This is a genomic window from Myxococcales bacterium, from assembly GCA_012517325.1.
GTDB lineage: Bacteria > Lernaellota > Lernaellaia > Lernaellales > Lernaellaceae > JAAYVF01.
Genome location: JAAYVF010000018.1, coordinates 41,519 through 55,329, shown reverse-complemented (window position 1 = coordinate 55,329; position 13,811 = coordinate 41,519). Strand labels below are relative to the sequence as shown.

At 57.3% G+C, this 13,811-nt stretch carries 8 protein-coding genes; 6 read left to right on the top strand and 2 right to left on the bottom strand.

Annotated elements, in window-relative coordinates; all coding sequences use genetic code 11:
• The 4 genes from GX444_04070 to GX444_04055 all read left to right on the top strand — a co-directional run.
• On the top strand, positions 1 to 667 hold a 667-nt coding region (locus tag GX444_04070), incomplete at its 5' end, for an HlyD family efflux transporter periplasmic adaptor subunit (protein ID NLH47764.1).
• Entirely contained in the window at positions 667 to 3,741 is a 3,075-nt protein-coding gene (locus GX444_04065; protein ID NLH47763.1) for an efflux RND transporter permease subunit, read from the top strand. The genes GX444_04070 and GX444_04065, both read left to right, overlap by 1 nt.
• Positions 3,742 to 3,748: 7 nt before the next feature.
• Positions 3,749 to 4,354 carry a TetR/AcrR family transcriptional regulator gene (locus tag GX444_04060; GenBank protein NLH47762.1) on the top strand — a complete coding sequence of 202 codons (606 nt, stop codon included), beginning with the start codon at positions 3,749 to 3,751 and terminating at the stop codon, positions 4,352 to 4,354.
• A gap of 142 nt (positions 4,355 to 4,496) precedes the next feature.
• Positions 4,497 to 5,213 (top strand): enoyl-CoA hydratase/isomerase family protein, encoded by a 717-nt coding sequence (locus tag GX444_04055; protein NLH47761.1) that lies wholly within the window; start codon positions 4,497 to 4,499, stop codon positions 5,211 to 5,213.
• Between the two features lie 66 nt (positions 5,214 to 5,279).
• Here GX444_04055 and GX444_04050 read toward each other — a convergent pair whose 3' ends face one another.
• On the bottom strand, positions 5,280 to 6,317 hold the full coding sequence (locus tag GX444_04050; protein ID NLH47760.1) for a nitronate monooxygenase: 1,038 nt from the start codon (positions 6,315 to 6,317) through the stop codon (positions 5,280 to 5,282).
• 232 nt (positions 6,318 to 6,549) lie between these two features.
• On the opposite strand from GX444_04050, the gene GX444_04045 reads away from it, so the two are divergent.
• Together GX444_04045 and GX444_04040 are read left to right on the top strand one after the other, a co-directional pair.
• Positions 6,550 to 9,678 (top strand): PAS domain S-box protein, encoded by a 3,129-nt coding sequence (locus GX444_04045; GenBank protein NLH47759.1) that lies wholly within the window; start codon positions 6,550 to 6,552, stop codon positions 9,676 to 9,678.
• Positions 9,679 to 9,931: 253 nt separating this feature from the next.
• A complete protein-coding gene (locus GX444_04040) occupies positions 9,932 to 12,388 on the top strand; it encodes a hypothetical protein (protein ID NLH47758.1) in 2,457 nt (818 codons plus the stop codon).
• Between the two features lie 22 nt (positions 12,389 to 12,410).
• Here GX444_04040 and GX444_04035 read toward each other — a convergent pair whose 3' ends face one another.
• Positions 12,411 to 13,775 (bottom strand): hypothetical protein, encoded by a 1,365-nt coding sequence (locus tag GX444_04035; GenBank protein NLH47757.1) that lies wholly within the window; start codon positions 13,773 to 13,775, stop codon positions 12,411 to 12,413.
• Positions 13,776 to 13,811: the final 36 nt, after the last annotated feature.

Genomic DNA, 13,811 nt, shown 5'->3' with positions numbered 1-13,811 from the left:
AGCGGCCTGGAAACTGGCGAAGAATGCGCTCGGCGACGCGGTGATCCGCGCGCCGTACGACGGCCAGGTGACGATGCGAATGGTCAATCTGGGCGGTTACGTCGATGCGATGACGCATCCGGTGCTTTTGGTGATGGTCGACAATTCACGCCTGCGCCTGACGCTCAAGTTGTCGGAAGTGCGGGCGGCATTCCTGTCGCCGGGCGACGAGATCGAGGTTTACCTGCCGTCGAATGAAAAACACCTGACGACGAAAATCGAAGTGCTGACCGATTCCGTCGACGCCGCCACGCACACCCGCACGGCCATCGCCTGGCTGGATAACACCGGCCCCGATGCCGTGCCCGGCGGTGTCTTTTTCGAGGCGCGGATCATGCCCTCGGCGTTGAAGGGCAAAATCCTGCTGCCCGCCAGCTCGATCCGCACGGAAGCGGACGGCTCCTGGTCGGCCTATCTCGCCGAAGGAAACAAGGCGGCGCGGACCGAACTGACCGGAAAATTCCTCGCCGATCACAGCGAGTTCATCGTCGAAAACGGCGTCAAACCCGGCGACCGGGTGATCGCCGAGGCAAGCATGGTGCGTGACGGCCAGGCGATCATCGTCGGCGGCGCCAAGGAATCCGAGGCGACTCCTGAAGCCGGCAAATCCGCCGAGGAGACCAAATAATGAAACTGGCCAATGTCTCCATCGCCCGACCGGTTTTCGCGACGATGTTGATCGTGGCGATCCTGGTCTTCGGCCTCAATGCCTACAACAAGCTGCCGATCGAGATGATGCCGAATGTCGAGTTCCCCGTCGTCACGATCGTGACCGTCTATCCCGGCGCGGATCCGACCGCCGTCGAGGAAAAGGTCTCGCGCAAAATCGAGGAAGCGGTCAACTCGCTGCCCGATATCGACAAGCTGATCTCGTATTCGAGCGAAAGCGTCAGTCAGGTCGCCATTCAGTTCAAACTGGATGTGCCAGTGGACCGGGCCTTGCAAGATGTGCGCGACAAGGTAGCGTCGGTCCGTAACGACCTGCCCGACGACATCGAGGAACCGCTCGTTCAGAAGTTCGACATGGGCGCCATTCCGATCCTGTCCTACAGCATTTCGGGCCCGCCGGACATGAGCAACGTCGCCCTGACGCGGTTCGCCGACAAGGTGTTGAAAGACAACATCCAGAAAGTGTCGGGGGTCGGCCAGGTCAATTTGATCGGCGATCGGCCGCGTGAAATTCATTTGCAAATCGACCCCAACGCGCTGGCGGCCGCCAATCTGTCGATCGACGATCTGATGGGCGCGTTGGCCGCCGAAAACATCGAATTGCCCGGCGGCCGGGTCGACCGGCAGTCGCGCGAACTTTCGTTGCGCGTCGACAACCAGATCCGCGATCCGCGCGAGATCGGTGAAATCGAAATCGTGCGCATCAACGATGCGCCGATTTTCGTCCGCGACGTGGCGAAGGTCGTCGATACCGAAAAGGAAGCGCGCTCGGCGGCCACGACCGACGGCCATCCCGCGGTCCTGGTGCAGATCGTCAAGCAGTCGGGCACCAACCTGGTGGCGACAGCCGAAGGCGTAAAAAAAGCGGTCGCCGCCCTGGGGCCGCGCATTCCGCAAGGTGTTAAGGTGGATCTGGTCAGCGACAACTCGAAGTTCATCCGCGAAGCCATCAACGATTCAGTCTTCGATTTGTTGTACGGCGCGATTCTCGCCGTGTTGATCATCGGCTTGTTTCTGCGGAACCGGCAAATGACGATGATCTCCGCCGTCGCCATCCCGGTTTCGATCGTCGGCACCTTTGCGATCTTCCAGCTGTTCAAATTCTCCTTCAACTACATGACCATGCTGGGCTTGTCGCTCTCGGTCGGTATCGTCATCGACGACGCCATCGTCGTCATTGAAAATATTTTCCGGCACGTCGAGCAGGGCGAAAAAGCGATGACCGCCGCGCGGACGGCGACGGCGGAAATCGGCCTCGCGGTCATGGCTACCACCTTTACCCTCGTGGCGGTGTTCATCCCGGTTTCGTTCATGGAAGGCATCGTCGGCCGGATCATGTACCAATTCGGTGTCACGGTCGCCGCCGCGGTGATGATCTCCCTGTTCGTCAGCTTCACGCTGACCCCGATGCTTTCCTCACGGTTCGTGCGCCATACGGCCAGTCACGGAAAGTTTTTCCTGGCCATTGAACGGTTACTGGCCTGGTTGGATATGAGTTACCGGCGGTTGATCGGTTGGGCGTTGGACCATCGGCTCAAGGTCATGGGAATCGCCACCGTCCTGCTGATCCTGTCCTTTTTCGCCGCGAGTCTGGTGCCCGGCGAATTCATGCCGGATCAGGACGAGGAACGGTTTCAGATCGGGGTGGAAACGCCTCCCGGAAGCTCCCTGGAACACACCAGCATGATTTGCGCCATGGTCGAACAGATCGCGCGGCAACTGCCGGGCGTTGAACTGATTACGACCGCGGTCGGCGGCGGCGCCCAGGAAAAAGTGAATCAAGGAACAATGTACCTGAAATTGAAATCGGTCGATGAGCGCGATATCAGCCAGAAGGAAATCATGCGCTTGGCGCGGCAGCGCCTGGCCGGCTTCTCCGGTGCCATTATTTCCGTCACTCGCGCCGAGGAAATGGGCAGTGGCCGCGCCGAACCGATCCAATTCCAGATCCGGGGCGACGACTTGCCGCTGATGGAAGCGGCGGCGACTCGGATCATGGAGAAGCTCAAAACCAATCCGGGCTTCGTGGATATCGATTCGACGGTGCGCGCCGGCAAGGATGAGCTGCGCATTCGGGTGAATCGCGAAAAGGCCTCGCAACTGGGGGTCAAACCCGCGCAAGTGGCGCTGGTGGTGCGCAACCTGGTTTCCTCGGCCAAGGTGGGCGAGATGGCCCAGGGCGAGGACCGCTACGATATCCGCGTCTGGTTGGCGCCTGAAAAGCGGCAATCGATCGCCGACCTCGACCTGATCAAAGTGCGCAACGCAATGGGACAACTGATCGGCCTGGCCGACCTGGTGACTCTCGAACCGGGAAAAGGCCCGACCCAGATCAACCGCCAAGCGCGCCAACGCGAGGTGACCATCTACTCCAATCTGCAAAATCTCGCTCTGGGTAATGCCCAGAAAATCGTCGAGGAAATCGCCGCCAAGGAAGTGCCGGCGGGTTTTACCTCGGGTTTCGAGGGCGAAGTCGAATACATGCAGGACAGCATGAAAAGCATGCTCAATGCGTTGCTCCTGGCGATCATCCTGGTCTACATCATTTTGGCGATGCAATTCGAGAGCTTCATCCACCCGTTCACCATCATGTTCGCTCTGCCGTTCTCGGTGATCGGCGCGTTCAGCGCCCTGTTGATCAGTGGTTACACCTTGTCGATCATCTCGATGATCGGCGTGATCATGCTGATGGGCCTGGTGACGAAAAACGCGATTTTGCTCGTCGACCGCGCCAACCAGAACATCGCCGCGGGCATGGAACGCAAGGAAGCGCTCGTCGCCGCGGGCGGGGTGCGGTTGCGGCCGATTCTGATGACGACCTTCGCCATGATTTTCGGCATGATGCCCGTCGCCCTGGCGTTTTCAAAGGGCTCGGAAATCCGGGCGCCGATGGCCACGGCCGTGATCGGCGGCCTCATCACCTCGACCTTGCTGACCTTGGTGGTCATCCCGGTGGTCTATTCGTACCTCGATGATCTGCAAAATAAGCTGTTTGGCCATCGCCTGCCGGCCGGGGCGCAGGAAACGGAGTGAAAAAAAAATGACAGAAAACAATGGTTCGATCAGCACTCGTGAGCAGATTCTGAAAGTCGCGCTGCGCCTCTTCGCGGTCGAGGGATATCGCCAGACGAGCATGGAGGATATCGCGCGCGAGGTCGGCATCTCCAAACCGGCCATCTACCACTATTTCAACGGCAAGGAAACGTTGTTTCGGCAGATCGTCGACGACGCGCTGACGTTCCATCGCAAGACAGTCGAGGAGATTGCGAAACAGAGCCTGACCTTGCCCGAATTGATCGAGGAAAGCATCAAAAGCTCGATGACGGTGATTCGCGACACGCCGGATTTGATCCGCATGTTGGTCCGATTGATCTCGTCCAACGAAGGCGTGGAGGAATTCCTGGACGTGCACGGTATCGACTGCGAAATTCACCAAATGGAAGTCGAGATCTTTCGGCGGGCGTTCGGGGCGGAACAACTCCGCCCCGGTTTGAACTTGGAGACCTTCGTCGAGTTTTTCCACGGGGTGCTCTTCTCCTTCATGGCGCGCTGTTTGATGGAACCGACCTTTATCTCCCAGGAAAATATGCCGGCGATTTTGCGCGATCTGATCCTTTACGGCGCATTGGTGCAACCGGCGAAGTAACCCGGACGCGGCGGCGACGGGAAAGCCGCCGCCGATTGAAACCGGCCGCTCTCTCCATTAGATTAGGCGCAAACCCGACCTTGAATCGCGTGCAACCGACAGACAACATTGCCGCCTGCGTTCAGGCGAGGAGGAGAGGCCGATGCCCGTGATGGAATGGAAAAAAGACGGAACCGTGGCGATCGTCACCATGACCAACGGCGAAAACCGTCACAACCCGGACTTTCTCGCCGCAATCTTGCAGACGATGGATGAAATCGAAAAAGACTCCGCCGTCACCGCGATGGTCCTGACTTCCGGCGATCCGAAGAACTGGTCACTCGGCATCGACCTGGCCTGGATCATGGGCGTGGCAGCCCAGCAGGATTTCCCGGCCATCAAAACCTTCATGTACGACCTCAACCGCATGTTCACCCGCATCCTGCTCTTCCCCATGCCGGTGATTGCGGCGATCAACGGCCATACTTTCGGCGACGGTTCGATCATGGCGGCGGCCTGCGATTTCCGGTTCATGAAAGCCGATCGCGGTTTCTTCTGTATGCCCGAGGTGGACATCAACATCCCCTTGCTGCCCGCGATGCAGGCTATGCTGCAAAAAATCATGCCGGCGCACAAATTCATCGAACTGGTGTTGACCGGCAAACGGGCCGGCGCGGCGGAATTGGCGGCGGCGAACATCATCGTCAAGGCCTGCGCCGATAACGACGAGTTGCAAAAAGAGGCGCTGGCCTTCGCGCGGACTTTCACCAAACAGCGGCCGATTTTCGCCGAGATGAAACGGCGGATGAACAAGCACATCCTGGAACTCATGGAAAAAGAGGATGTCGTGTATATCGAAAGCGGCCAACTGATGATGTAGGTCGTCACGCGGATGAAAAAAAGGCGGAGGATGTTGCCCTCCGCCTTTGCTATTTAACGATTTCGCTCAGGCCAGAATATCGTTCAGCCGCGCTTGCGCCTGCTTGGCCTCGGCAATGATGCGCTCCATCAGTTCGGCGACCGTCGGGCAATCCTTGATCAAACCCATGGCCTGGCCGATCGGGTAGACGCCTTCGTCCGTGTCGCCTTCCACCATCGACAGCCGGAAGTTGCGGAACCCCTTGGCGAGGTACATCAGCACCAGGGTCTGCTTGAGGCCGGCTTTCATGGTTTGGAGCAGCAGCTTGTAGTAGGGGGTCTGCATTTCCTTGGCGATCGCGAAGGAATTGACGAACGCCGTCCACAGGCCGACCCGTTGCCGCAGGGCCTTACGCGCCCCCGGCGTGTCCATCACCCGGGCGTCCATGCCGTCGAAGCGGTCGGAATAAAGCGTGTCGGTGATGTCTTTTTGCACGGTCAGTTGCTTGGTTTTTTCGTGGACCGGGCTCTCGACGGTATTGCCGAAACGGCTGCCCATCGCGATGCCTTCCGCGCCCAGCGCCAGGGCCGCCGCCAGGCCGCGCCCGTTGGCGTAACCGCCGGCCGAGATGACCGGGATTTTCAGCTCGTTGACCAGGCGGGGAACCAGCACCAGGGAGGTCGGTTGCGCGCCGTGCGCGGCCGCCTCATGGCCCGTCGCGATTACCGCGTCGCAGCCGTAATCCTCGGCGCGTTTGGCATGCCGTGGATTGACTACCGTGGCAATAACCTTGCCGCCGTAACCGTGGGCTTCCTTGGCGATCCAGTCGCCTTTGCCCAGGGCGAAGTTGATCACCGGAACTTTGGCTTCCAACAGGATTTTCGCGTTTTCGATCGCGCCGGGAAACAACAGCGTGGCGTTGGCGCCGAACGGTTTGTCGGTCAGCTCGCGGATTTCGCGGATCGAGTCGCGGGTTTGTTGCGCGTTCAAGGTGCCGGTAGCCAGAATACCCAGCCCGCCCGCATTGGAAACGGCCGCCACCAGCTTGGGTACGCTGACGAAGCTCATTCCGGAAAGCAAGATCGGGTACCGGATGCCGAATAGTTCGGTAATTCTTGTTTTCATCGACCGCTCCCTTCAGTGTTGAATGGCGCAGTATACTTGAATTCCTTTTCATCTGAAAAGCGGCAATTTGGAAGGAAAACCGGTTTTAATTTCTCGGACTTTTTGTTATTGTTTTCCGCGAATCGCGGCCGGATAAAAGTATGTCCGACGATTTATAAAAAGAGTTGTTGTGAAGTGAAAACAGTCGCCTTATGTTACCCATTCAGGCTTATTCTCTCGGGAGATCGATGCGATGGCGAACCCGGACACCGTCAGCGAACGGCAGAAAGAATTGGCCGCGCTCCGGCGGGAAAATGAGGAATTGCAGGCCTTGCTGACCCGTTGCCGCGGGGAACTCGAATCCGTGCTGGCCAGCGAAATGAAATACCGCTCCCTGCTCGACGATTCCAGCGATCCGATGTTCGTGATCAACGCCGACGGCCGCTATTTCCACGTGAACAAGGCGTTTGCCGACGGCGTCCGCCGCCCCGTCGGGGAGATTGTCGGCCGGCGAATCTGGGACGTTTTCCCCGAAAAAGAAGCCGAACAACGTTTTTCGGCGGTCCGGGAAGTGCTGCAAACCGGCAAGACCAAGGTCATCGACGTGAAGGTGATCGCCGGCGATGAGGCGCACTTTTACATCACGACCGTCAAACCGTTGCGGAAGGAAGAAGGCGGGCCGGCCGATTCGGTCATCTGCATTTCCAAGGATATCACTCAACGAAAAAAGGCCGAAGATGAGCTGCGGTTGAGCGAGGCCCGTTATCGGTTGCTTTACAACCAAAGCCCGGTCATGTTGCATTCGATCGATCGCGACGGCCGCATCGTCAGCGTCAGCGACACCTGGTTGGCCAAAATGGGTTACACGCGCGAAGAAGTCATCGGCCGACCGTCGGTCGATTTTCTGACGGAAGCTTCTCGCCGTTATGCGACCAGCGAGGTCTTGCCGGAATTCCGCGAAAAAGGGTTTTGCGCGGATGTGCCCTATCAATTCGTAAAAAAAAACGGCGAGATTGTCGATATCCTGCTTTCGGCAATCGCCGAACGCGATGCGGAAGGGCGATACCTTCGTTCGCTGGCAGTGCTGATTGACGTCACCCAAACCAAGTTGTCGGAAAAGGCGCTTCGGGAAAAGACAGAGGAACTCAATCAATTCTTTTCCCTGACGCTGGATTTGCTCGGCATCGCCGACTCCGACGGCTGGTTTCACGCAATCAATCCGGCCTGGGAGGAAGTGCTGGGTTACTCCCGGCAGGAGCTTCTGGCGCGAAGTTTCCTGGATTTTATTCATCCGGATGACCTGGAAGCGACGCGAGGTTTGCTTGCCGAGTTGGCCGGGAAAAAGCGGGCGTACGATTTCGTCAATCGCTGTCGTCATCAAGACGGCTCCTATCGGTGGATTGAGTGGCGTTCCGTCTTCGATCCGACGACCCGGCGGATCTACGTGGCGGCGCGCGACATCACCGAACGGATGAAAGCCGAGCAGGCGCATCTGCAACTGGGTTCGTTGATCGAAAACAGCCTGGAGTTTGTCGGCATCGCCACCCTGGACGGTAAAACGCTGTTTCTCAATCCGGCTGCCCGACGGATGGTCGGTTTGTCTCCGGAGGCGGCAATTACCGATCTGTCGATTTTCAATTTTGCTCCCGAGGACGCCCAGATCCAGATGGCGCAAGAGGTGATTCCAGCCTTGCTGGAGGCGGGATCGTGGCACGGGGACGGACAATTACGTAACTTTCAGACCGGCGAAATCATCCAGACCGACATCAGCGTCTTCATCCCCGGTTTTCCCAAAATCGATTCGCAAAGCATCATCGCGACGGTGATGCACGACATCACTGAACGCAAGCGTTCCGAAGCGGCGCTCCGGGCGAGCGAAGAACGATATCGGCAAATCGTCGAGACCTCCAACGAAGGCATCTGGAGTCTGAACGCGAATCTGGAAACGGTCTACGTCAATCAAAAGATGGCGGCAATGCTGGGTTATCCCGCCAGTGAAATCATCGGAAAATCCCCCACCTGCTTTTTATTCGCGGAGGATGTCGAGGCCCATTTGGAAAAGCTGCGCGAGCGGACGAAAGGCGTCGATCAACTATACGAGCAACGCTATCGGCGCCAGGACGGTTCGGAACTTTGGGTGACCATTTCTGCGTCTTCGCTGGTGGATGAAACCGGCAAATTTCTCGGCTCCTTCGCCATGTTCACGGATATCACCGACCGCATGAGATTGCAGGGACAATTGATGCATGCCCAGAAAATGGAATCGATCGGGCGGTTGGCCGGCGGCGTCGCGCACGATTTCAACAATCTGCTCACCGGCATCATGGGTAACCTTGAACTGGCCATGATGGATTTGAATCCCAGCGATCCGTTGTACGAAACCCTGGGCGACGTGAACAAGGCCGCCGAAAGCGCCGCCAATCTGACCCGCCAGCTTCTGGCGTTTTCGCGCAAGCAGATCGTCGAGCCCAAGGTGCTCAATTTGAACGATGTGCTGACGCGCATGAAAAAAATGCTGATCCGGTTGATCGGCGAGGATATTGTGCTGCACACGGTTCTGGCCGCTGATCTCTGGCCGGTAAAAATCGATCCGGGCCAAGTCGAGCAGATCATCGTCAACCTGGCGGTGAACGCGCGGGACGCCATGCCGGCCGGCGGTAAGCTCCTCCTGGAAACCGCGACGATCGTGCTGGACGAGGAATACTGCCGGCTTCATCCGGAGGCTCAAGCGGGTGATTACGTGATGCTGGCGATCTCCGACAACGGCTGTGGCATGAGCGAGCAGGTGAAACGGCATCTCTTCGAACCTTTCTTCACCACCAAGGAAAAAGGCAAGGGGACCGGGTTGGGATTGGCCACGATTTATGGGGCCGTCAAACAGGCAGGAGGCTCGATCGAAGTCTATTCTGAATTGAATCAGGGAACGACGGTCAAGGTTTATCTGCCGCGGGTCATAGGTACGACCGAAACAGTGTCCGAAACGATCCCGTTAACCAATTTGCCGACCGGTCAGGAACAGTTGCTCCTGGTCGAGGATGAGGCGATCGTGCGCGATCTGGCCGTTCGTGTCTTATCCAGACTTGGCTATCGACTGCTGCATTGCGCCAACGCGGAGCAGGCGCTGAACGCTGCCAAGGAGTTCCCCGATAAAATTTCCTTACTGATTACCGATGTCATCATGCCGGGTATGAACGGGAAGATGCTCGCCATGGAATTGCTTAAAACGCGGCCCGAAATCCGGGTTCTTTTTACCTCCGGCTACACCGAAAATGTCATCGTTCATCACGGTGTCCTGGACGAGGGGATTCATTTCATTGGCAAACCTTATACGCCGCAGACCTTGGCGCGAAAAGTCAGGGAAGTGTTGGACCGGGAGAAATAATACCGGCCGATTTCACAATGGCGTCGCTGGATTTTATACATCAATCCGAATATCTGCTGAAAAATCAGCGCTTGGCCGACCGCAAAGTATTCGATTTAATGTTGGAATCCTCATTATATGGATGAAATTACGGAGATTATTTCTGGATTGACAAATGCGATAAATGGCGCATTTTTTGCAATGAATGAGCAGATGACAGGAAAGTTATCCTCATTCGATTCGACGTTCTTTTCGTGAAATTGGGGGCGATGGCATGAAAATTTCAATCCTACCCCTGTTTTTCCTGGTGGCCCTATTGCTTCTCGTCGCTTGCTCCCCGGACGGAAATGAACAAAACGGCGACGATGATCTCTCGCCACTCGACGACGATTCATCCGCTGACGACTTGTCTCCCGCCGATGACGACGATGATGATAACAACGACGACAATGACGACAACGACGACAATGATTCCGCCCCTGACGATGACGATGATGATGACAACGACGACAATGATGACGACAATGATGATGACGACGACAACGATAACGATGATAACGACGACAACGACGACAACGACGACAACGACGACGATGTAACGATCGAACCCTGCGACGAAAATACATCAAAGCCACTGGATGATTTCCCCGAATTGATCGACGGCGGCGCTCCCGTTTACTGGTTGCGGTCGGCGACCGGTCCGGACGGTAGAAAGTACATTCTGATCGTTCGCTCCCGCTACCTTATATTGCTGTCGAGCCTGCCGTCGTCGGCCTGGCAAACCAACGTGATCGCCAACGAAGACGGCTACAACAATCTGGACTTGGCAGTCGATTCCCAAAACAGGGTACGGATCGTTTATCAGGTTTACTACGACGGCCCGATTTATGAAGTGCAGTTTGAGGGCGGAATTATCGGCCGCCGTTGTTTGATCGCCGGCGATGTTTTTCTGATTCGCCTGCGCCTGGATGATCAGGATCATTCTCACTTGTTGCTGACGGGATACGCCGACGATCAATGCTCGCTCTATCATGGTTCCGACGAAAGCGGGCAGTGGACTTATGAAAAAATTGTTCGCGCCCAAGGAGGCTGCGATGCCGCCGATCTGGCGGTCGGTTTGAACAGATCGCTTCACGTTCTTTTTGCCGATGACGGCCCCCGTGTGCTTTATTACCTCAACAATATTGCCGGCGAGTGGATCCAGGAAGCGGTGCCGGATATCGGCATGCCCAACGATATTGCCATGGCAATGGATTCGGCTGGCCGGCCGCATGCCGTTCTCGGTTCTGAATATTATTTATCAAAACTTGAAGACGGTTGGTCGGGCGAAGAGATCGATGAGTATTCAGAATATTTCCAAGTCCATGCCACTCTGGCGATCGACCCGGAAGATCGGGCCCAAGTCTCTTTTTACGGTGAGACCTACTATTACCCGGCTCAAGGCTACGTCTTTTTCGCCGCGCAAACGGCAACCGGTTGGGATGTCCAGCGGATCGACGGCCCGCCGGCGGATTGGTATTGGAAAGCTGGATTACTCAATCAAGTCGGGATCGACGGATCCGGCGAGCCTTGGCTTGCTTACCTGACGGAAGAAGAAGGCGCTCAATTGATGGTGGTCACCGGACTGACCACCAAGATCAGCCGGCAATCGCTGTTGCATACCGAAGGAGACGTCAGCGATCACGCCGCAGCCGTTTTCGACGACGAAGGCTCCTTGCACCTGGCATACAACATCAGGCAATGCCTTCTCCACACCCAGCACGGCGGTTGTTTTTCCAGTTTGAAATACACGCACCTCGCCGCAGGCGAATCCGAATCGACGATCGTCCACGAAGGCGATTATTATTATTACGGACCGACGACCGGCGGTTTTGACATTCACCTGGCCGGCCTCTACCCGACGATTTCCGTCGACGGTTCCGGCAACCCCCGAATTTCCTATGCCCTGCTTTTCAATTCTCATGCCGAAGATCAGCCGGCTTATCCATGGGAAAATTGCTATTCGGTTTACAAGGCCGACAATGACGGCGCTGGCTGGTCTTCTACCGGACGGTACTTCTACTCCGGAGCCAGCGGAATCGGCGCGGCCTGGCGTTCCGATAATGTTCTCTTTCAAGCCTATTATTACACGCCGGATCCATGGTACGGCGATTGTCAGAATTACTTCGATCCGCCGCCCGAAGGGCTGTTGGTCAACGACTATTTAATCGACGGTGAAGCGGAGTCCGGAACGGCCATCGTTTTCGACTCGGCGGATGTTTTGCATGCCGTTTACACGACGGCCACGGAATTGCGGCATGCGTGCGGCGATTGGAACACCCCGCAGATCGAGACCATCGCCGCGGCCGACGGATCGACTTCTTTCGTGACCTTGGCCATTCATGAAGATGTCTTGCACGTCGCCTATTGCCAAGAGGAAAATAGCTGTTTGGGCTACGCGACTAACGCCGGCGGTGCCTGGACGACGGAAACCGTCGATTCCGGTGACGTCAGCCAGTATCCGTCGCTGCTGATCGACGAGGCGGGCGCGGCGCACATCGCCTATTACGATGCCGCGAACCGCGATTTGAAGTATGCGACCAATGCGACGGGCTCCTGGGAAAAACGGACGCTCGATTCCATCGGCGATGTCGGCAAGTCGATCAACCTGTTGCAAGACGGCGCGGGTGTTTTGCACGTCGTCTACACCGGCGAAGGGGCACTCTGGCATCTTGGTTTGTCGGCGGAATGATGATGTCCAGAGGTTATCTCCGCTAGTTTTTACCAAACAGGCGCGCGAGGAAGCCGGGTTGATAATTGGCGTTTTTCCGCGCGAAAGCGGCCACCTTTTCGTCTTTATCGCGCGCCAATTTGCCGAGCGCCGGCGCAGGAGTCGAATGGTTGGCTGCTACGGCGGCGCGAACCGCTGCCACTGAATCGTGAGCCAACTTCGCCAGAATTTCGGGGGCGACATCGGCGCGCGCGGCGATGACGGCGCGGACCGATGCTTCCGGGTCCTCCGCGAGAGTTGAAAACAGTGCGGGCAAAAGAGCCTGACGTCCGGCGATTTTCACGCGCACGGTTTCTTCCGCATCGCTCGCCAGGCGAATCGCCAGCGGAGCGGGCAATTGTTCGTGCGACGCGATTTGCCGCCGAACGCGCGAATCGGCGGCCAGGGCGAGCTTTTCAATCAATTCCGCCGAAAGATTCTTTTTGCCGGCCAACTCGAGATCCGCTTCCGGATTTTGCCGGTTGATGATTTCCAGATGCGCCGGAGTCAGTCGGGTGTCGCTCAAAATCATGTTTCGCAGCGTCGGGTCAAGCTTCTCCGCCATGACTTGTTCGAAGGTCGCCAGATTATCGGGTTTGAGGAAATCCTCCAGCGCGCGGTGCAGCGACACCTCCAGCCGTTTTTTCTTGGCGGCGTATCGCGCTTTGTTCGGACCGAAAAAATACCTGTGCAGTTGAAAATCCAGCCGCGGGTCGACTCGGTAAATCAGATAAAAAACATGGCCTTTTTCCCCGGGGTGCAGTTGTTGCCACAGTTCGTCGGGCAGGTAGTTGTCGCTGCCGCAGTGTTCGCATTTGACTTCGCGGGACTCACCGTCAAGTGACAGATCGGCGCCGCAGGCGGCACAGGACAAGACAACGGGTTTGGCCGCGGCGGGCGTTTCCCGCCGGCGCGGGTCGCCGTTTTCGCCGGCGTCGTTAATGATCAGGTGCAGGCGCGGATCCCATTTGGCGCTTTTTTCATCCGGGATTCGAATCGGTAGGGTATGCCCGCACTCGTGGCAAGTGATCGCCGGCGCGGGGTCGGTGTACTGGGCTTCGCTGAAAGGCTTGTCGCACTCGGGACAACGGGGCTTCCAACGGAAAAATTCGCACCGGTAATCCATTGCCAGTTCGATGCCGGTTCCGGCGTGTCCTTCGTCGAGCAGCACCACCGCTTCGGCCAAGGCATCGTAATGGCCGCCGAACAAGTGCCTCATCCCGCTGGTTTGTCCCTTGAACGCTTCCTTGACCGGGATGTCCACCCGGCAATGACTGCATTTCAGCTGTTGTCGCAATCCCGGTAGCGCATTGCGCAGATTGCAGGTGGGACAAACGATCGAATGAGTCACTTCCAGGCTTACCCACATCATCCGGCTCCTTATTTTGTTTGGCGGCAGTGACTC

Excerpts from the sequence above, each read along its gene's own strand:
- GX444_04055 (NLH47761.1), top strand. The coding sequence starts at position 4,497 with ATGCCCGTGATGGAATGGAAAAAAGACGGAACCGTGGCGATCGTCACC.
- GX444_04050 (NLH47760.1), bottom strand. The coding sequence starts at position 6,317 with ATGAAAACAAGAATTACCGAACTATTCGGCATCCGGTACCCGATCTTG.
- GX444_04040 (NLH47758.1), top strand. The coding sequence starts at position 9,932 with ATGAAAATTTCAATCCTACCCCTGTTTTTCCTGGTGGCCCTATTGCTT.
- GX444_04065 (NLH47763.1), top strand. The coding sequence starts at position 667 with ATGAAACTGGCCAATGTCTCCATCGCCCGACCGGTTTTCGCGACGATG.
- GX444_04045 (NLH47759.1), top strand. The coding sequence starts at position 6,550 with ATGGCGAACCCGGACACCGTCAGCGAACGGCAGAAAGAATTGGCCGCG.
- GX444_04035 (NLH47757.1), bottom strand. The coding sequence starts at position 13,775 with ATGTGGGTAAGCCTGGAAGTGACTCATTCGATCGTTTGTCCCACCTGC.
- GX444_04060 (NLH47762.1), top strand. The coding sequence starts at position 3,749 with ATGACAGAAAACAATGGTTCGATCAGCACTCGTGAGCAGATTCTGAAA.